The 20,342-nt window shown below is 41.3% G+C and carries 16 protein-coding genes; 8 read left to right on the forward strand and 8 right to left on the reverse strand.

The window, feature by feature from the left end; translation table 11 throughout:
- Positions 1 to 19 precede the first annotated feature (19 nt).
- Positions 20 to 3,745 (reverse strand): sigma-54-dependent Fis family transcriptional regulator, encoded by a 3,726-nt coding sequence (locus AC1DUD_RS28260; protein ID WP_477380791.1) that lies wholly within the window; start codon positions 3,743 to 3,745, stop codon positions 20 to 22.
- A gap of 529 nt (positions 3,746 to 4,274) precedes the next feature.
- Here AC1DUD_RS28260 and AC1DUD_RS28265 point away from each other — a divergent pair.
- Positions 4,275 to 5,087 carry an alpha/beta fold hydrolase gene (locus tag AC1DUD_RS28265; RefSeq protein ID WP_454801302.1) on the forward strand — a complete coding sequence of 271 codons (813 nt, stop codon included), beginning with the start codon at positions 4,275 to 4,277 and terminating at the stop codon, positions 5,085 to 5,087.
- A 29-nt stretch (positions 5,088 to 5,116) separates the two neighbouring features.
- The gene (locus AC1DUD_RS28270; RefSeq protein WP_477380793.1) at positions 5,117 to 5,989 is read left to right on the forward strand and encodes an NmrA family NAD(P)-binding protein; all 873 of its coding nucleotides are present in this window, start codon (positions 5,117 to 5,119) and stop codon (positions 5,987 to 5,989) included.
- 41 nt (positions 5,990 to 6,030) lie between these two features.
- Here the strand turns inward: AC1DUD_RS28270 and AC1DUD_RS28275 are convergent, their stop codons facing one another.
- From AC1DUD_RS28275 to AC1DUD_RS28305, 7 genes are all read right to left on the reverse strand, one after another.
- The gene (locus tag AC1DUD_RS28275; protein WP_477380795.1) at positions 6,031 to 8,496 is read right to left on the reverse strand and encodes a tetratricopeptide repeat-containing sensor histidine kinase; all 2,466 of its coding nucleotides are present in this window, start codon (positions 8,494 to 8,496) and stop codon (positions 6,031 to 6,033) included.
- 63 nt (positions 8,497 to 8,559) lie between these two features.
- Positions 8,560 to 10,497 (reverse strand): sigma-54 dependent transcriptional regulator, encoded by a 1,938-nt coding sequence (locus AC1DUD_RS28280; protein WP_477380797.1) that lies wholly within the window; start codon positions 10,495 to 10,497, stop codon positions 8,560 to 8,562.
- A 195-nt stretch (positions 10,498 to 10,692) separates the two neighbouring features.
- On the reverse strand, positions 10,693 to 12,111 hold the full coding sequence (locus tag AC1DUD_RS28285) for an MFS transporter (RefSeq protein ID WP_477380800.1): 1,419 nt from the start codon (positions 12,109 to 12,111) through the stop codon (positions 10,693 to 10,695).
- A 71-nt stretch (positions 12,112 to 12,182) separates the two neighbouring features.
- Positions 12,183 to 12,668 carry a DUF302 domain-containing protein gene (locus AC1DUD_RS28290; RefSeq protein ID WP_454801309.1) on the reverse strand — a complete coding sequence of 162 codons (486 nt, stop codon included), beginning with the start codon at positions 12,666 to 12,668 and terminating at the stop codon, positions 12,183 to 12,185.
- Between the two features lie 21 nt (positions 12,669 to 12,689).
- On the reverse strand, positions 12,690 to 13,184 hold the full coding sequence (locus AC1DUD_RS28295; RefSeq protein WP_454801310.1) for a DUF302 domain-containing protein: 495 nt from the start codon (positions 13,182 to 13,184) through the stop codon (positions 12,690 to 12,692).
- A 204-nt stretch (positions 13,185 to 13,388) separates the two neighbouring features.
- On the reverse strand, positions 13,389 to 13,985 hold the full coding sequence (locus AC1DUD_RS28300; protein ID WP_477380803.1) for a TetR/AcrR family transcriptional regulator: 597 nt from the start codon (positions 13,983 to 13,985) through the stop codon (positions 13,389 to 13,391).
- An 82-nt stretch (positions 13,986 to 14,067) separates the two neighbouring features.
- Positions 14,068 to 14,490: a DUF1304 family protein gene (locus tag AC1DUD_RS28305; protein ID WP_477380805.1), complete on the reverse strand. Its 423-nt coding sequence runs from the start codon at positions 14,488 to 14,490 to the stop codon at positions 14,068 to 14,070.
- Positions 14,491 to 14,717: 227 nt separating this feature from the next.
- Between AC1DUD_RS28305 and AC1DUD_RS28310 the strand changes: the two genes are divergently transcribed.
- From AC1DUD_RS28310 to AC1DUD_RS28335, 6 genes are all read left to right on the forward strand, one after another.
- Positions 14,718 to 15,329, forward strand: coding sequence for a TetR/AcrR family transcriptional regulator (locus AC1DUD_RS28310; protein WP_454801313.1), 612 nt, complete (start codon positions 14,718 to 14,720; stop codon positions 15,327 to 15,329).
- A 219-nt stretch (positions 15,330 to 15,548) separates the two neighbouring features.
- Entirely contained in the window at positions 15,549 to 16,424 is an 876-nt protein-coding gene (locus AC1DUD_RS28315; protein ID WP_454801315.1) for an NmrA family NAD(P)-binding protein, read from the forward strand.
- A gap of 68 nt (positions 16,425 to 16,492) precedes the next feature.
- The gene (locus AC1DUD_RS28320; protein WP_477380808.1) at positions 16,493 to 16,957 is read left to right on the forward strand and encodes a DinB family protein; all 465 of its coding nucleotides are present in this window, start codon (positions 16,493 to 16,495) and stop codon (positions 16,955 to 16,957) included.
- A gap of 77 nt (positions 16,958 to 17,034) precedes the next feature.
- A complete protein-coding gene (locus AC1DUD_RS28325; RefSeq protein WP_477380810.1) occupies positions 17,035 to 17,910 on the forward strand; it encodes an NmrA family NAD(P)-binding protein in 876 nt (291 codons plus the stop codon).
- 590 nt (positions 17,911 to 18,500) lie between these two features.
- Positions 18,501 to 19,037 (forward strand): carboxymuconolactone decarboxylase family protein, encoded by a 537-nt coding sequence (locus tag AC1DUD_RS28330; protein WP_477380812.1) that lies wholly within the window; start codon positions 18,501 to 18,503, stop codon positions 19,035 to 19,037.
- A 45-nt stretch (positions 19,038 to 19,082) separates the two neighbouring features.
- Positions 19,083 to 19,901 carry an alpha/beta fold hydrolase gene (locus tag AC1DUD_RS28335; protein WP_454801319.1) on the forward strand — a complete coding sequence of 273 codons (819 nt, stop codon included), beginning with the start codon at positions 19,083 to 19,085 and terminating at the stop codon, positions 19,899 to 19,901.
- Positions 19,902 to 20,342 lie beyond the last annotated feature (441 nt).

The raw sequence follows: 20,342 nt of genomic DNA on the forward strand, positions 1-20,342 counted from the left end.
AATGATCCTGAAAGAAACACTATTCCTGCATATATTCCTTCTTAATTCCGAGCCTTTTCATCTTCGAATTTAAAGTGGTTGAAGGGATTTTAAGCGCATCTGCTGCGCCGCCGGGACCGGCAACTTTTCCTTTACACGCCTTCAAGACCTGTATAATGTGTTCCCTTTCAACATCATCGATTGTCCTGAAATCCCCGGTAGAGAAATAAGATTCCAAACCATCCTTTTCAGGTGACGGAATTTGCAATTGCGTAATGAGTTGCTGCGAGGTCAATAGTATACTTCGCTCGATTAAATGTTCAAGTTCCCTTACGTTACCTGGCCAGTTGTAAGCTGCTAGCGCTTTAATAACTTTCGCTGAAAATCCGACTACTTTTTTACCAGCTTTCTTGGAATGTTTAACCAAAAAATGAGCAGCTAAAAGCGGAATATCTTCTCTTCGCTCCCGGAGAGGGGGGATGAAAACAGGGAACACATTCAGCCTGTAAAATAAATCGCTCCTGAAATTACCCAGCGAAACTTCTTTTTCCAGGTCACGGTTTGTTGCAGCAATGATTCGGACATCCGTTTTAATCACCGTCCGGCCGCCAACCCGTTCTATTTCCTTTTCCTGAAGTGCCCGGAGCAATTTCACCTGGAGTTCAAGTGGCATTTCCCCGATTTCATCCAGGAACAAGGTGCTGTTATTGGCCAGCTCAAACTTTCCTATCCGTTTATCGGTGGCACCGGTAAAGCTTCCCTTTTCATGTCCGAAGAGCTCACTTTCTATCAGGTTCGCGGGTAATGTTGCACAATTCACTTTCACCATTAATTTTCCTTTTCTGGGCGACGAATTATGAATTGCCCTTGCAATAAGTTCTTTACCCGTGCCCGTTTCGCCCAGAATCAACACGGAACTGGTTGTTGGTGCTACGCTGGTAACCAACCTGAACACATCACGAAGTGCAGTACTATTGCCGACAATTTCGCTATAATTGCTTGTGGTTTGTATTTCTTCCTGCAGATAAAGATTTTCAACTTCCAGTTGTTTTTTGAAATTAGAAATTTCGAGCACCTGTTGCTCTATTTTTTCATTAGCAAGAATGTTGGCAACCGCTGTAGCCAGTTGGGAGGATATTCCGTGAAGTAAATTCAAGTGTTCCACTTTTATGGTATTCGGATCTTCAGTAAAGATACCCAGCATTCCTGTCCTCCTTTGGCCGTTGGACAAACCAACCAGCACCATTTCTTTGATGCCGCTGCTATAACTCATTTTAACGTGACCAGGAAGGTCATTTCGGTTGATGATATCTGTAAGATTGTAAATAACGGGTCGGCCGGTATCAAAAGCCGTACTGAAAAAACCGTCGTTTACCGGGATTTTGGAAGCTGCAAAGTCCTGGTAATCTGGATGGATCTTGTTTTTTGATTTCGGATCCAAAATGAGAGATTCCAATGAATTTCCATCATCTGTCACTTTCGCAAGCATAAAGTGACTGTAATTGAAAAGACTGCGCAAGCGCTGGTCAAGGACTTTGTAAAGTTCCGCAGTAGTACGCACACCGGCCAGATCATTACTCATGGAAAGCAAAACTGACTTTTCGTGATCTCTTTGTATAATCTTTTCATCGGCAACGATATTGGCGACAGCATTAGACATCTGATAAGACAAGCCACGAATTAACTCCAGCTGCTGGGCATTGAAACTGTTTTTCAGATCAGAAAACAAGAATAGGAAACCGATGAGGTTATTCCCGGAATGCAACTGCGCTATTACGACTTCGCGCATGCCGCAGTCATAATTCATGTGCAGATAAGCTGGGCAATCCTTTAATAGTATAAGATTTGCGAGATCAAATACCTTTGGCGCATCAGAAATTAAAACCCGCTGAATGAGCGTGTCATCCATTGGATATTCGTTTTCCGCAATGCTAATATAGTCGGGATGTTCTGTGCATTTAGAATTCGGATCAAAAATATATCCTGTATAAACATTCTTCCCTTCATCAATCAACGCGATAGTGCCATGATCAAAATAGAAGATTGACTTCAGTCTTTTATGCAAAACTTTCAGAAGATCATTTTTAACGCGAATACTTGCCAGGTCGTTGCTAATGTTAAGCAGGATACCCTTCTCTTCTTCTTTGCTCAACAACTCTTCATAGGCCAAGATGTTGGATATGGTTATAGCAAGCTGGTTGGCAACCCCTTGAATCAGGTCAAATTGTTTGGGATGATAAGTATTGTAATGCTCAGAAAAGATATAAAGACCACCAAAAATCCCGTCCTTATTATACATGGAAGTACCTACAAATTCAACAATACCTGTCTTGTTATAAAAATCTATGTACCTGGAGGGATTAGGAGAATTAGCCAACTCCTCCACCCGAAATATCACCGGTTTGTTGTTTGCGAGTGTCTGTTCCACAACAGAATCATTAATAGGAGAATGTACCTTTGACGCTTCACGAAATTCTGGGTGCTCAGAGCGCCTTTTTTCAGCAGAAAGGAGATATCCGAAATGTGTTTTATTTTGAAAATCGTAAAGTGTAACTGAAATATCGTTAAATGGGATCAGCTTCCTGATTGTACCTTTTACAATTTCGAGTAATTGTTTCTGATCACGGATACTGGCTATTTCCCCGCTAAGCGCGAGCAGTGCTGACTTCTCTGATTCCTTTTCTTTCAGATTTTCAGATAGCTGCATACTTGTAATCGCTAAGGACAGGCGCCCAGCCATGGTCCGGAGAATTCTGATCTGATGGCTTGAAAATGGAACGCTTGACTCCGTAGCCAGGTATATCCCTCCAAAACTTGACTTCCCATCTTTTAATGGTACTGCTAGGAATTGTTTAATACCGGTGTTTTGGAATAAATCACATACATGATTAGCTAACCCGATGTCTGCAAGGACGTCACATTCAAAAGTCACAGGGTTAGTCTGTGATGACATTATATTGATCATTCGGTTCGCCTGGGTAAACACGGCAGAACCAAAGTCATCGTAGAAAGGATGCTGACGGCGTTTTTCTTCCAGTTGGCTATCTAAAAGATGGTATGATTTTTTATCCAGACTTATACAGGTAATCCAAATATCTTCAAAGGGTACCAGAAACTTAAGGCGCTCATATATGGTCGGCAGGAGTGTTGATTTATCTTTCACCCCATTGATGTCATCTAAAAGCGTGAGCAATATTTCCTTTTCGTAGTCAAGCCGCCTGTTGTCGTCTTTAAGCGATAATATCCTCAGACAATTTGAAAAAGCCGGACCGAGTTCTATGATTTCATTCCCTTTCTCTAAAAAAGATGTAGGATTTTCCGCAAAGAATAACAGCACTTCAGCTAACTCACCTTCATCAAATAAGGGAAACACGGCTATTTCAGTACCCGGTATATTGAGTAACACCCGTGATAGGGTGGAAAATTCCAATGATTGTTTAAGGTCTTCCCTGGACAAAACCAATGGACCATCATCCACGGCAAATGATCTCAAAAAAGGGTCTCCGATTGGTAAGTTTATCTGGATTTCCTGAAGCGTTTCATCAGCCAAATAGGTATCAAAAAAATTGCCTAATGAGTTTTTTTTAAGCAGAATATAAGCGCTGTAGACAAGCAGTTCCTGCAAAACGCCGTCAAGGAAGGCCTTAAAATCTTTTTTACTTTTTACTTCTAAAATATAAGGAACGGCCAGATTCAAAAGATTCCTGAGGTTACTACCGGAGATTTTCGACGCCGGTTTCGTATCACCGTATTCTAAATTTTTCATGCAAGGGTTTTAGTTTTCATACGCTTATGTCGTATCGGAATCTTAAAAGGCCGAAATACGGGCCGTATTATGCTAACTTTATCCTGCTAATTCTATTCCAAAACACAAGTACCTGATAAACAAGGAATAACAAACAATTCACGATGACATAATTACTTTATTTAGTAAATAAACAAATTTGAAACGATATATGGTAACGTCTTAATGCCTCAATCCCGTTTTTTCATGACGGCTTGTAGTCAAGCGAATATGGAACATTTTGCGGTCACCCTACAAGGTCCCTCCTCTGCTAGTTTTAATATTTTAAGTTAATCAATATAAATGGTGAAAAAGACACATCCCGATATTTTTTTCAATCACCCAAAGGAATACGTCATATCATTTTCAAAATCGAGTAAATATGAAATATCGTAACAGTTCAATAAATTAATATTTATAATCAATTGATAATTAAAAAGTTAATCACTGGCATTAATATAGACAAGTCAATGATGCGGCAATAAAATTTACGCCGCATAAATTGACCAAAATGAAAACAACAGCATTATCTGTACTACTATTAATTTCAGTAGTCTTTGGCTCATGGGCAGCCAAAACCCCGAAACATTCAAAAGAAAAAACGAACAAAACTTTTGTCCTCGTACATGGTGCATGGATGGCGCCCTACGCTTGGGAGAATGTTACAAAATCGTTAAAGAAAGCAGGTGCAAAAGTGATCGTAGTTGAACTACCAGGCCACGGAAGCGATACCACTGCCCCTCAGACGCTAAGCTTAGATGTTTACAAAAGTAAAGTCGCCGATGCTATTAACAGTACCGATGGTAAAGTTATATTAGTTGGGCACAGCTTGGCAGGCATGATCATTTCAGCAGTCGCTGAATCTTATCCGGATAAAATTGAAAAACTAATTTACGTCGGGGCGTATCTTCCGACTAACGGTCAGTCTTTGCTTGCAATCGCGTCAACAGATGCCAAATCTTTGCTTGGTCCCTCACTTATCCCATCTGCAGACAAGCTAACGCTTGATGTTAAACACGAAAACATCATCAACATCTTCTGCGCCGATTCGTCTCCAGCGGTCCAGGCCTTGGTTTTAAAGAACTATAAAGTTGAGCCGGCTATTCCTTTTACTAATCCAATAACGTTAACCAGCTCAAATTTTGGCAAAGTGGATAAGGCGTATATCCATACCTTACAGGATCATGTCATCAGCATAGACGTTCAGAACCAGATGGTGATCGCCAATGGATTGAAAGAAGTTTATTCACTGGACAGTAGCCATACCCCGTTTCTTTCGATGCCGGATAAACTGGCAAACTTACTGGTTAAAATAGCCAAATAAACCCTTGACGGGTTTTAATAAATCAAATCATGGAAAAGAAAATTTTGATAACCGGTGCTACAGGTGCTACCGGCAGCGTTGCCGTCGCAAAGTTACTTGATCAACAGATACCAGTTCGCGCTTTGGTACACCAATCTGACGAAAGATCCGAACAATTGAAAGGACTTGGTGCCGAAATCGTCGAAGGCGATCTGACTGACTTAGACTCAGTAAGCCAGGCTATGGAAGGTGTTTCAGCCGCTTATTTTGTGTACCCTATACAGGTTCCTGGTATACTTGACGCGACAGCATACTTTATTCAGGCAGCGCTGGAAGCAAATGTGGGGCATATTGTCAATATGTCACAACGAACATCAAGGAGAGGATCACCAAGTCATGGTGCACAAAACCATTGGATTTCAGAACGACTGTTTGACCATAGCGGAATACCTGTGACCCATTTACGACCAACCCTTTTCGCTGAATGGCTCATGTATTTCGCGCCGGAGATTAAGCATAACAACAGATTGCTGACCCCTTTCTACAATTCCAAATATGCGCCAATAGCGGGAGAAGATACAGGAAGGGTCATCGCTGCTGTGATGGCTAACCCGGTGGAACATACAGGACAAACCTATGAACTTTATGGCCCCGAAGAGTTGACCCAGCTCGAAGTGGCTGAAATCCTTTCACAAGAATTAGGACGGCACATCAGCTACGTGCCTATGGAAGCACAACCTTTTGGTGAGGTGTTGAAAGCGAATAATTTTACACCATATTTTATACAGCATATAGAAGGAATCACCAAAGATTTCAATAGCGGTGAGACGGATGGCATAAATGGTAATGTAGAGAAAATAACGGGTAATAAGCCAATATCCATCAGAGATTACATCAAAAAGAATTTGAGTTTATTTTCTTAAATTATGATCACGAAGGGTGGAATCCCATCCTTCGTGATCATTTACGACACCTTCTTGAATATTTCCGAATATTCAAACACCAAGGTAGCGGTCGTTCCCAAATGGCTTTCCATAGATAATTTCCCATCTAAATCCTCTGTAAGACCCCGGATCAACGTTAAGCCAAAAGACTTGATAGTTGAATTATTGAAATCCCCGGTCAAACCTCTACCGCTGTCCGCAACGATGAGTGTAATTTCACGCTCTGCTGATTTGAAAAAGGATATAGTGATTCGATTTTGTCCTTCAGTTGGAAAAGCATACTTGATCGCATTTGTCACCAGTTCATTAAGGATAAGACCTACCGGGACCGCAAAGCTGACATCAAGTCTTAGCGGTTCAATTTGCTGCTCAAAATAGATCTTAGTCTTGGTTTCATAGCTTTCCTGTAGGTATTCCACCAGGGTTTTTATATAGTCATACATCTCTATGCTGGAAACGTTTTCTGAACTATATAATGTTTGATGTATCAGTGACATCGCCAGCACACGGTGCTTGCTTTCCAATACCGCTTTCATAGCAGACTCATCTTTAAGATAGTTTGTCTGAGAGTTTAATAAGCTCATTACCAATTGTAGATTGTTTTTTACACGGTGATGAACTTCTTTTAACAACCATTCTTTTGAAATCAGGAGATCGTCCTTTTCCCTTATAACCGCTTCCAACAAACTGTTTTTCCTATTGATCTCATCCTTTTGCAGGCTTAACTGGCGATTACTCTTCTGTTTACTGATGAACCGGGCTAGGATAAAACAAATAATGATAAAAAGACTTGCAAATCCGATATACATTACCCTGCTGGAGGCTTTGGCTTGTTGCTGCTGCAGCAGATTTTTGGCCTTGTACATTTCCAGGTCCTTTTGTTTCTGCAATGTCTGGTACCTTACATTCAGTTCTTCGAGTTGGAGATGTTTTTTATCAGTATACATTTTGTCACGTAATTCCACATATTTATATAAGTTTTTCATTGCATCAAACTTACCCTGCGCTGAATCTATTTTAAATAATGCCCGGTAGGCATCCACCTGATAGATCCACTCTCCTCCACGCCCCTTCTGTTTGGAAAGGTACTTTGATATGTAAAACTTCGCTTTCGTATAGTTACGTATGTGAATATAAAAGTCAACAATTGCAACATATAAATGGCCTCTCGTTTTGTTGCCTTCAGATACTTCATTCGCAACTGTAAGTGCCTCCGCGCTCAGATAGTACTTTTCAGCAAGCTTATATTCACCTAGGTCTTCATAGCACTCGGCAAACAATGCAAATAGGTCCTGTCTTTGAATAGAATTGCGCGGTGGATAATTTTTCAACATGCTCTTTAATAGTCCGAGCAGTTTTTTGTTTCCCCCAAAACCAGAAGTGACATATTGCTGATTAGCGAAAAGTCGGTAAAGCGAGGCATCGCCTCTATATTTTATGAACTCACCTAACGCTTTGTTGAACCAGACATTACTTTCAGCAGCATGATTGCCTACGACAGTGTAAGAATCACCAACACGCATATAAAAATAAGGTAAGCCGACGCTATCCCGTGTAGCTTCCGCGGTTCTGACTGTTTCCAGGGCGATAGCCAGCTCCTGGGGATAATTAGCCCGCACCATAGCGAGAAAACTTAACAGGTCGGTTGAGTAGTGTGTATACGGAAATTTAATAGCGCGTTGGATCGCAAGCGCTTTCCTTACTGCAGCAGCTGTTTTATCCGGTTGACCTGATGCGAAATTGAGGTAACCGATATTCTGTAAAATATTGACCTGACTAATCACGTCTTTTAATTCCTGATAAATCCTTAATGCAGATTCCAGCTTGCTCAGCCGCAACTTTGAAGTTGTGGGCAAATAAGGGTAATAAGTGCCTGCATAGGTATATGCCTTGGCCAGTAACCGCTTATTCCCTGCTAGCTGCTTATCGCCAGTGATCGATTTCAAATACCGGTTGGCAGCGATGGTATCACCTTTTTTTAAATAGCATTTAGCAGTGAGGATGAGACAATGGGCCGCCAGGTTCGTTAGCCGGAGTGCTTCTAGTTCTGACCGGGCCTGATTAAGAATCTTTATAGCCCGGTCATTATATGATGTATTCAGGCCAGGGCTGAATGCAAAATATGCGCCCAGCAGGAATAAACTCTGTGCATGTCGCCTTCCAGATTGTTGCTGGCTTTCTTTTTCAAAAACGATCGGATTTCGCCGATCCATCCATTTCAGGTCCTCATGGAAATATTTCGGATCGATATCCTCTAAAATTATTGGGATCCGGCTTATCCCACTATACTTGCTGGCAAATACAAGGGAACTATCAAGATCGACACTTGCGTCTTTAACAACGGTTATAAACCCTGAACAAAGCTGGATTCGCAATGCTTTTCTGGCCGTTCCATCCTGATCTTCCTGACCGAAAACCAAAACCGAATTTGTTAATAACGCGCAAATAATCAGCAGATTATAACGAATTTTTCGAATACGGTCCAATTTTACACTGCAAAAACACCTGTGCATATCCTCGAATTTTAATGAAGCCTAAACTATTAAACATCAGTTGGTATTGTCGTGAAAATAGTGCCATCCTATACCAAGCTTTTTCATTTTATAACGCAAAGTTGCCACTGGGATCTGGAGGATTTCGGCTGCTCCGCCGTGACCCGCTATTTTTCCATTGCAATTCTTTATTGCGGCCATAATGTGTGATTTCTCTACTTCATCTATACTTTGAAAACCTTTTGCGAAAGGCAAAGGAACAGGCGGAACATCGATTTGAACTTTCGGGATATCCAAGCCTGATATGATGTGTTCTTTTGTTAAAATGGCGAATCGCTCGATCAGATGCTTTAGTTCCCTGATATTGCCCGGCCAGGAATATTCGACAAATTTATCCATCATTTCAGTATCCAACTTTTTTTCTACCTCTCCTGTAACTTTTGCATGTTCCCGCAGGAAATGCTGAATAAGCGCCGGAATATCTTCCCTGCGTTCACGAAGAGCCGGAACTTTAATCGGAAATACGTTCAACCTATAATAAAGGTCAATCCTGAAAAAACCCAACGCGACTTCTTTGTCCAAATTCCTGTTGGTTGCCGCTATGATTCTGATATCTGTTTTTATCGTTTGACGTCCGCCCAGCCGTTCAATTTCCTTTTCCTGTATGACCCTTAAAAGTTTGGACTGAATATCAAGTGGCAGCTCTCCGATCTCGTCAAGAAAAATAGTGCCGCCTTGCGCCTGTTCAAACTTACCGATCCGCCGCTCAACCGCTCCTGTAAAAGCCCCCCGCTCATGTCCAAAAAGTTCAGATTCGACCATCGTTTCTGGAATTGCTGCGCAATTAATTTTGATGAACGGTTTATTCTTCCGGGGCGATAAATGATGGATAATGTTCACAATACCTTCTTTTCCGGCGCCTGTTTCGCCCAATACTAAAACGGAGGTCTCGTGCTGCGCAACCTGAACAGCCTGATCAAGTGCATGCAATAATTTGGGGCTCTTACCAACTATTTGCGTGGTCCATGGCCTTAAAGATACCAGTTCGGATAGCTGGCCTGTCCTGGAACTACTTTTTGTTATAGAAGATTTTTGCTGGATATGCTTTATGAACAAGCTAAGTTCCGGAAGTACGCTGATTATCAACTTCACGTGCTCATGACTAAATGCGCTGGCGTTTGAACTAAGAAATGAAATGTAAGCCGGCACTTCTTTGGCTGCGTCCGGACGAACAACCAATTCAGATTTTGTGCCAAACCTGGTAACAAGTTGCTTGAGAATTCTCACACTTCGGGTGGTTTCCTCAAAGTCAAAACCATCCCTGTAGTAAATCTGATGACCCGACAGGTAGGAGCGGCGAAATTCATGAATATCCTTATTAGATACTGGCTGACCCAGGGATTTAATAATATCGATGGCTTCGTACTGGTCAAAACTTACCCGGTTGAATCCTAGAACCGGCATATTTAAAGAATTAAAATCAACTAATACAAACTCGAAAGGGATGAAAGGCTGGAATGCCTGAATGGCTTGCTTTAATTTTTCTTCCGGTGATATTTCTTTAGTGCAAATTTCTATAAGCAGGGTGTTAAGCCAGCTCGAATGGCGTTCTAGCAGATCTCTTTTAAACTTATAGCGATAAGTTGCGATTTCAAGCGCGATCAAAATATCTTTCTTACGAAACGGCTTGACCAGGAATCCATCCGGCTGTGTTTGTTTGGCTTCAATAAAAGTAGAATTATTTGAATTGGCCGAAAGGTAAATAAAAGGTATATTTTGGGACATAATTTGCCTTGCCAGGTCAATTCCGGTTGGTGCGCCTTGCAATAATATATCAATAATAATGATGTCAGGTGACTTACTTTTAATTATCTCCAACGCCCTGGCAACAGAACGTGCAATGCCGCAGACTGAATACCCCTCATTTTCCAGGATCGACTTAAGGTCGTTGGCTTCGATGAACTGGTCCTCAACTATTAAAATATTTTCTTTCATTTAGAGCGACTTATTGGCTGCTAACAGCGTTCAAAAGAGCATATCAAGTTACAAAAAAAATGTCCGCCGAGCTAATTAAAATTTACGCACATCAATTATGATTCAACCGCAAACCCGGTCTCTAAATTAACCGATAGATAAAGCAGCCGGTACCATCTTCACGTCGCTATTTAATCATTCAACGCTTCAAAGGTCCTATTCTTGAACATCGTATCCGGTAGCAGCGCCACCTGGCATGACAAATAATAAAACAGATAAGGCGACGAGCGCACCAAGTTCACAAAACGCTGCAACCTTAAAAGCGTGCAGATAGTGTGTTGTATCCCCGTGTTTACCAATGGCACTAAAGAAAATGCCACCAATCAGTGAAACGCCCAAGGCAGATGAGGTCTGTTGAAATGTAGAATACAAACCTGATGCGGCACCGGCAAATTGCGAAGGCACACTTTTCAGGGTGAGATTCAGCGTTGACGGGATCGTAACGCCCATTCCCGCGCCGTGGATAAAAAGAACAAAGGCGATAAATAATTGAGAATGATAAGCGGGTGTAAAAAAGTAAACTTGCAGGCCAATAGAAATAAATAGGAATAAGACGCCTGCCAATACCACCTTTTTTCCATAGCGGCTGATTAATTTACCAGAATAAATGGAAGACACGGTGCTTCCAATTCCGAACACGACGAATAGCTTTCCGGCCTGGAAGGGATCGTAGTGGAAGCCATTTTGGAACAGGAGCGTACTGATCAATAAATAAGCATTATGAAATACAAAAAGGCAGAACACGCAAAGTAACCCGATATCAAAATCCCTGAACTTTAACAAATCGGTGTTTATTAGCGGCGATTTACCTTTGAAGCGCTTAATCTTCTGATCTTTAAAAAAACCAAAAAAAAGTATTGCTGAAATGCCTAAAGCAGTGTAACTCCACCATGGCCAGTTATACTCCCGTCCTTGAATCAAAGGTATAATGAGGCAGAACAAAGAAATTGTAAGGATGATCACACCTGAAACATCAAACTTATTTGCAGCGTTAACCTCCGTTTCCTTAAGAAATTTCACTGCTCCGCTCAAAGCAAGCAAGCCAAGAGGTAGATTGATGAAAAATATTAGCCGCCAGCCAGGCATGAAAAAATGGAAATAGGTCAGAAAGCCGCCAAGAAACTGTCCCATAATACTGGCGATCCCAAGGGTAAAGCCAAACCATCCCACAGCCTTCGCGCGGTCTTTAGCGCTTGGAAAAAGGATCTGGATATAGGACAATGTCTGCGGAACCATTAGGGCCGCGCTCACCCCTTGAAAAAATCTGGCAATGTTCAGCTCCAGGGGTGAATGAGACAGGCCACACCAGCACGAGGTTGCAGTAAAAAGGATCATTCCCGCCACGTAAATTCTTTTCCGGCCAAAATGGTCCCCAAGTCTTCCGCCGGTAATCAGGAAGGCTGCGTAGCCCAACAGGTAACTGGCAATTACCAATTGCACCTCTCCCTCCGTGGCATGTACGCCCTTCCGAATGGCTGGTATAGCTATATTGATAATGAATACATCAATTACCGATAGTAATGGCGCAAATAAGACTACAGTTAATGCGATCCACCTCGAATTATTTTGTGGCATATTTTATTAGAATTTAAAAAGGCATGAGGGACACAGAATCCTTCATGCCGTACGCAAATAATCAGCCTTGGTTAAGACAGGTCCTGAGCTGAATGATTGATGAGTTTTTCAATTTTCTCATCCAGGCCCAGTCCAACCGTTTTTACCTTTTCATCAAAAAGGCTGAAATAGGTAGATGGTTTATCATATTCAACAAACAACTCCTTCTCATCATTCTCATAAACTATCATCCGGAAAGGTGCGTATAATGCCACGCCGATGCTCATTTTAACGAGGTTGCCAGCCATCAGCGGATTGCCCCATGCATATTGTTTAACGCGAAATGTTCCACCTTGAAGCCGTAACATTTGCCCCGGGTCACCTGTCGGGAACATGTACATATTCTCCATTCCACCCTTAGCTTTAATTGCCTCAATGGTACCTTCAGGGTCATTGTCGACAGATTCATCCGTTGGTGCAATAAAACGGCCGATAGCGGCTTCGAAATTTTTTGTAAAGTTCTCAAATGTTGAGTCAACTTTTTGCGTCACTTTGGTGACTGTAAATGATCTTTCCATAAGTAATTTAGTGATGATATATTAACAAAAGTCTGTGGTTCCTAGGTCAGCATAAATGATAAGGTCGTATAACTTTTTATCCAGCGCCAGTCCAACTTTACTTATTTCATCACCAAATTGACTGAAAAATGATGACGGTTGGTCATATTCGACTTTCAGGGCTTGTCCTTTTTCCTGGTATACCATTACCCTGATGGGGGCATACAGCCCGGCAGCAATATTGATTTGTGTCATAGATCCAGCCACAAGAGGATTACCGATACTGTAAACGAAGGATTTGGTTTTGATACCATAAAGTTTCAATAATTGTCCATGATCCAGACGCGAGAAAATCATCAAACCTTCACGGCCAGCCATCGCTTCCATTTTTGATCTCGCCAGTTCAGGATCTGCATCTATTTCCAGTAGAACCGGTTCATCGAACTTTCCAGCGGCCACTTCCAGATTTTGAGTAAATTCATCAAAGGTGGAAATTAGCTCAAATACTAAATGATTAACGGAATTAACTTTTTCCATATTAGATATTATTAATGTTCGATTTATGTTGACTGTAAGACCATAAAGGTGCCAGCTTTTAATCATCTATCTCATAGCTTATTAGCTCTAAAAGCAGTTGTAAATTTTACTTTATTTCGTATTTGCACCACATAAATACGTTATTCGGTAGTATCTGAGCCCACAGCCAATGGCTTGATAGTTGGCGACTATAAGTTAAATAAATTACTCCAGGCGGGATACAAGAATATCTATTGATGCCAATACAAAGTTCATTGACAAGGGGTCGCCGGTCAGCTGAGCGATCATCAGACCGCCTTCAAGGAGCGAAATAATGGAGACTGCCGTTTGTGTGACAGCTGCATCTTTTTTAAATTCTCCTGCTGCAATACCCTCTTCCATGATTTCCTGCAGTTTCTGCTGCCATTTTTCGAGATTGCCGGCAGTTATTGTTTTAAGCCGGCGATTATTAGCCTCGGTCGCCGTGCTAAGTTTCAGGCAGAGGCTGGTTTCAATATGATGTTTTGTAAACATTTCATAAACCTTCGCATAAGCGATAATGCGCGCACGATGAGTTTTGGCAAAGCTAACTTGAATTTCAAATTGCTGGGACATTTTCTGAAAGCTGTATTCGAAAGCGGCCAGCGCAATCTCTTCCTTATTTTCAAAATTGCCATAGATACAACCCTTACTCAGACCGGTTGCACCCATAATATCTGCCAGGGAAGTATCTGTATAACCTTTACAATTAAACAGGGCAGCGGACCTTTCAATTATAAACGCTTTTGTACGTTCCGCTTTTGACTTTTCAATTTTCACCATACAAATATACCAATCGGTATATTATAATTACTAAAACTTTTCTGATTTTACCTTTCGATGGCAACACCAATTTTTATGATAGTTACAAATTATTTACTGTTTTGTAATAAGGCAGGATTTTAAAAAAAGTCACTGCTGCTGATAGCCCCTGTATCAATGCTAAAATATAGGCTTTTGTACTTAAGGCAAGTACAATTCCGGCGCCGGTTCCTGCAAAGCAAAGAAACAGCATGAGTACATAGCCTTCGGAAAATTTTTTCTTTTCAACAAAATAGAGTCCAGCTATACCAGCGACGGACAGAAACAGGTTGTAAAAGCCCTGGTTAACAAAAAGATTTTTCAATGTTGCAGCCTGGGTTGGAAAGTCAAGACTTACCGGATTGTTGAGCAGCGTTATGAGTGGTTGATTTACGGTAGGAAAGGTCCACAATAATGCTTCCAGCAGGAAGAACATGAGGTGGACAAAAATCACGAAGATCACAAATGCTTTATCGATAGGTTTCATGGTACTTAATTTTATCGGTTGAGACTTTTTTTTATATGATTCTTTATAAAAATGAACAATGTTTTAAATATCACAGCAAATTAAGCTTGACTTTTATTGATGACTTAGATTTTGTATAAGTGATTGTCGGTCTGCACTAAGTCATAAAACGATCAAAAAACGCTTAATAATTTCAAAGATATTGTTTTTCGAACGGTGTTCAATTATCTTTGTGCAATATTTGGAAAATGTCGATCAGCGAAAGAAAAGTCAGGGAAAAAGAGGGTATGCGGAAGCTTATACTAGATGGCGCCCGTAAAGTATTCTTGCGTAAAGGTTATGAATCGGCCAGTATTAGAAATATCGCTGAAGAAATCAATTACAGCCCAAGCAGCATTTATTTTTATTTTAAGGAAAAAGGCGAGATTTTTCAGGAGCTTCATGAAGAGGGTTTTCGTTTATTATTAAGGAATATGAGTTTGCTTGAAAACATTATTGATCCTTTTGAGCGTTTGAAAGCGATGGGAGGTGTCTTTATAGAGTTTGCGATCCATAATAAAGATTTCTACAACCTGATGTTCATTGTTGAAGAACCTCTAAAAAACAGAGGGGCTGATGAGCCGGTAAGAATGGGCATAAGAACGTTGAATTATTTGATCAGGGTTGTCGAGGAATGCATTGCTGCGGGTAAGTTCGCTGGGATGAACGCCGAAAATCTTTCTTTTACAATCTTATCCGCGTTGCACGGAATGTGTGCCTTATTTTGCAAAGACAGGGCAAGTACATTTACAGACCGTACCTCAGAGCAATTGATTCGTGACGGGCATCAAACTTTAATAATGATGATGGAGAGGATGTAGTTTTTTTTGCATAAAAATCGAACACTGTTCTATTTTAGAACATCGGTTTTTTATATCCAATAGGACGTATTACATGATATAAAGCACATTGCTGGTTTTATTACGAAATATCGCTTTTTATAAAGCACTTACACATTATAAATAACTGATATATAATATGTTATACAACGGCACTGTCTTGGCATTAAAAAAGAAAATAAAATAAATATTTAAAAAATCATGAAAAATAAAATTTTAGTAACAGGCGGAACCGGTAATACCGGGGGACATGTCATCAAGAACCTGCTGGACAAGGATATTCCTGTAAGAGCGTTAGTGCGCAAAATTGACGACCGTTCTGCTGCCTTGAGCGCCTTAGGCGTCGAGATTGTTGAAGGGGATCTGACGGATCTGGATTCGGTGAGTGCTGCCATGAAGGATATTCAAAGTGCCTTTTTTGTGTATACTATTCGTGAACCCGGAATATTGGATGCTACCGCATACTTTGCACAAGCCGCTTTTGAAAACCAGGTAGAGGCTATCGTTAACCTGTCCCAATTTGGTGCTAACCGGAATGTTAAAAGCCACGCTGCACAAAATCATTGGATCGCCGAACGGATCTTTGATCGCGCTCCTGTTCCCGTAACACATTTGCGTCCGACTCTGTTCGCCGAATGGTTCATGTATCAGGCAATGATTATCAAGTCCGAAAGCAAATATTATTTGCCTTTCGGAGACGCTAAGTTTGCGCCGATTGCAACTGAAGATATTGGTCGTGTAGCAGCAGCAGTGCTGGCAAACCCCGGATCGCATGCTGGTCAACGTTACGATTTGTTTGGCCCGAAAATTTTGGGGATGGCTGAAATTGCAGAAATCTTTACCGAGGTATTAGGCAGATCGGTATCCTATGTACCCATTGATACCGAAACATTCGTCGGCATTTTAAAAAAGTTCATGAATGCAAACCCTTATTTTATTCAACATGTCACCTCACTTGGTCAGGACCTGAAAGATGGCCGAGAAGCTGGAATGAATAACCTTGTTGAAGAACTGACAGGTGAGAAACCACTTGCGATGGCGGATTATATTCATAAAAATAAAATTGCATTCGCTTAATCCACCACTCGTGTAATGATGTCGCTTATATATTAAGCGCATCATTACTTAGAAAACGCTAACTCACCATGCTGCATTATCTTAACCAACTAGAAGAGAACAGGAAATTATTACTGAATCATACAGCAAATCTGAACGAGCATCAGTACAACCTGGTGCCTCCTGGTTACAATAATAATATTATTTGGAATATGGGCCATTTACTGGTGGTCAGTGAAAATATTTTATATAAAGATTCACCTTATCATCGCCCTGTCCAGGAATTAAATAAACCAAGATTTCAGAGAGGATCGCAACCTGAAGATGTTGTGAGCGATGATGAAATATTACTGATCCGTCATTCATTGATGCAGACAGCCGGTTTTTATATCAAAACAATGGGGATTGGTGAAGCAATTGAAGAGTTGGGTGCCAGTTCAAATAGCGTCGTTCCGTTAGTAAGTGAAGAACGTATGCAATTTTTGTTATTTCATGAGCAAATCCATTATAACAGGATCAACAGGCTCATGCAGCTCGTAACACAAAACAGTTGACGATTTCAGATCAACTTAAAGCCCGGTGAAGGCATTTAACGGCCATACCGGTATCGCCTAATTATATAAAAGAAAAAATGGAAAAAAAAGTGCTTATAACCGGTGCAACCGGGGTTACAGGAAAACATGCAATCGCCAACCTTTTAAAAATGAATATTCCTGTCAGGGCTTTAGTGCACCGATTAGATGAACGTTCGGTGGCATTGGAAACACAGGGTGTCGAAGTGGTGGAAGGCGACCTATCAGACTTTAACAAAATAGGTGAAGTCTTAAAAGATATCAGAGCCGCTTACTATCTTTTCCCGATTCAGGTGCCAGGTATCATTGAGTCAACCGTATATTTTGCCCAGGCGGCTTTAGAAAATGGCGTGGAAGCTATTGTCAATATGTCTCAGGTGCCTGCAAGGCGTACTTCTGTAAGCCACGGATCGCAAAATCACTGGGTAGCTGAGCGGGTATTTGACAAATTCGGAGTTCCTGTGACACATTTGAAACCGACGTTTTTCGCAGAGTGGCTATTATACTCAATTCGTTCGATCAAAACGCAGGATGCGCTCATATATCCTTTCGGAGATGTTGCATATGCACCAATAACCGGCGATGATCAGGGACGCGTAATCGCCTCCATCCTGGCCAATCCAGCGCCGCATGCCGGCAAAACATATCCGCTTTATGGCCTGGAAGAACTGACGCAATATCAAATCGCGGAAATGGTGTCAGAGGTGATCGGACGTAAGATCACTTACAAACCTGTCGAAATCCATGAATTTGAGCCTATCCTCAGAACTGCCATGAAAGGCAACGACTATTTTACCCAGCATATTCTCGCCGTTGCACAGGATTGCCGTGATGGTTATTTCTCAGGGACAAATTCTCACGTGGAGGATATTACCGGTCAAAAGCCGATGAGTATGATGGATTTTATAGTGAAATACAAATCAGCCCTGCTATAATATCAGGTGGTTAAATGAGCGTAAAATCATATCGCTAATCAGGGCGGAGTATTAAAAACTACTCCGCCCTTTTTGTTTAAGCCTACAGTCATGAATTATAAATCTGCGGTAATAGCATTACTTTTTGTTTTTACGAGTGTAGATCTGCGTGCTCAAATGGTCCCCTATCTGCCGATCTTTGAAGCGAGCTGATACGCTTGCCATCAATCAAAAGTATCCGCAAGCGGCATTATTATATTTCAATGCTTTTAAAGTGTCCCCATCCTGTAGCAGACAAAGGTTTTCAAATCTATGGCACAGACTTGAAAACAATGGAGCGTTGATGCCGGTTGAAAACATCGACAGCCTAGATTCCAGACGGCTACTTATCGGTTTACCATCGGTTCAAAAGGATATCATATAAAGTTAATGTCTATTTTATGTGCCTTGCCTTCCGGCGTTATTCCGAATTAGTTTGGTTGATTTACGAAATCAAATAAGATAAAAATTCTAAAATAAGCTTAATTTTCTATTATTCAGCATCTTACAAACTGGCATTGTTGTAGCTATTTGGTTTCTGTCTGACGAAATCAGGCCTTAAAGATTACATTATGCTGCCATTTGAGGTACCAAGCTATGTAGAGGTTCCCGAAGCCCTGGAGAATGTCTACCAAAAATTTCAGAAAACGATAGGATTCATTCCAAATCTGTATGCTACTATCGGCTATTCGCCTAATGCACTTAATGCTTATGCGGCATTCACCGCTGAACAAAGCCGTGGTTCCTTCCATGCAAAGGACCGCGAGGGAATATACCTTATTGTTTCTCAATTAAATGGATGCCACTACTGCCTGGCTTCACATACACAGTCCGCAATTAAAAATGGCTGGAAAGAAGAAGATACGTTACTGATTAGGACAGGGTTGACCCCCGACTTGAAATGGCAGGTGTTGTACCAATTTATAAAATCAGTAATTGAAAAAAAAGGTGCCGTACAAAAAGATCTGCTTGAGAAATTTTACGGCCTCGGTTATTATGAAGCTGCAGTGATTGACCTGCTCTCTTTAATTGTGGTCATGACTTTTACCAATTACGTCTATCGGCTAACACAGATACCTATTGACTATCCACCGGCACTAGAAATTTGAATCCCATAGCAATTAACTTTTAAATACATAAATAATCTTAAGAACATGAAAATTACAGTAAAAGACGGTACCGAGATTTATTACAAAGACTGGGGCTCTGGTCAACCCTTGTTCTTCCACCATGGCTGGCCATTAACCAGTGACGACTGGGACGCACAAATGATGTTTTTTGCAGAAAAAGGTTTTCGCGTTATTGCTCATGACCGCAGAGGACACGGCCGTTCCACACAAACAGCTATGGGCAATGACATGGATACTTATGCAGCCGACGTAGCGGAATTGACATCGTTCCTTGACTTAAAGAATGCCATACATATAGGCCATTCCACCGGTGGCGGGGAAGTGATTCGTTATGTAGCAAAATATGGCCAGGACCGCGTGTCCAAAGCAGTATTGATCAGCTCGGTTACGCCGGTTATGTTACAAAGTGAAAGTAATCCGGTGGGAGCTCCGATGGCCATATTTGACGAGATCCGACTGAATACAGCAACACGAAGACAAGAATACTTTAAGGAATTTACCATACCCTTTTTTGGGTATAACCGCGACGGGGCGAAAACATCGGAGGGTATTCAGGATAACTGGTGGCGCCAGGGAATGATGGGGGGTATAAAAGCCCAATATGACTGCATCAAAGCGTTTTCAGAAACTGATTTCACAGAGGACCTCAAAAGCGTAGAGCTACCGGTTCTGGTTATGCATGGTGAAGACGATCAGATAGTCCCCTTTCCGATCTCAGCGCAAAAAGCTGTAAAATTACTTAAGCGCGGGACATTAATTTCCTACCCGGGATTTCCGCATGGAATGCCAACTACGGAATCTGCGACGATAAACGCTGACTTACTGAGCTTTATTAATTCTTAAGCCAGCGGCTACCAACAGCAAATAAAGTGTTCATCTGAAATGCCTTGGCTTATCGCTAAGGCATTTTTGATGACATTGAAGCCGAAAGGCACCATACAGGTTGGGACCGAAAAGGTCACAACCGAGTTCGCGTGTTATAAAATCAATACTCATCTCAGAAAATCGGGGTCTGGCATGAGGGTTCAAATACAAACCTCCAAATAGTGTTGATTTTTAAACTATTTTTACAATAGTCAAGAATGATCAAAAATTACTCCTGATATCAGGCAGTTTATTTAAATATACCTTTTTTGCAGAATCAAGCTATTAGGAAGCGCATGCCAGATCACTGCGCCTTAAAGTGAATGAATCTAATGCATTTGATTCCGGCATGAACTGAGAGACTTTCGATCGAACGGCAGTAAAAAGAAAAGCGAGTGGTGCATTTGCATCGATATAAAA

It is taken from the genome of Mucilaginibacter sp. P4_A11 (assembly GCF_056402535.1).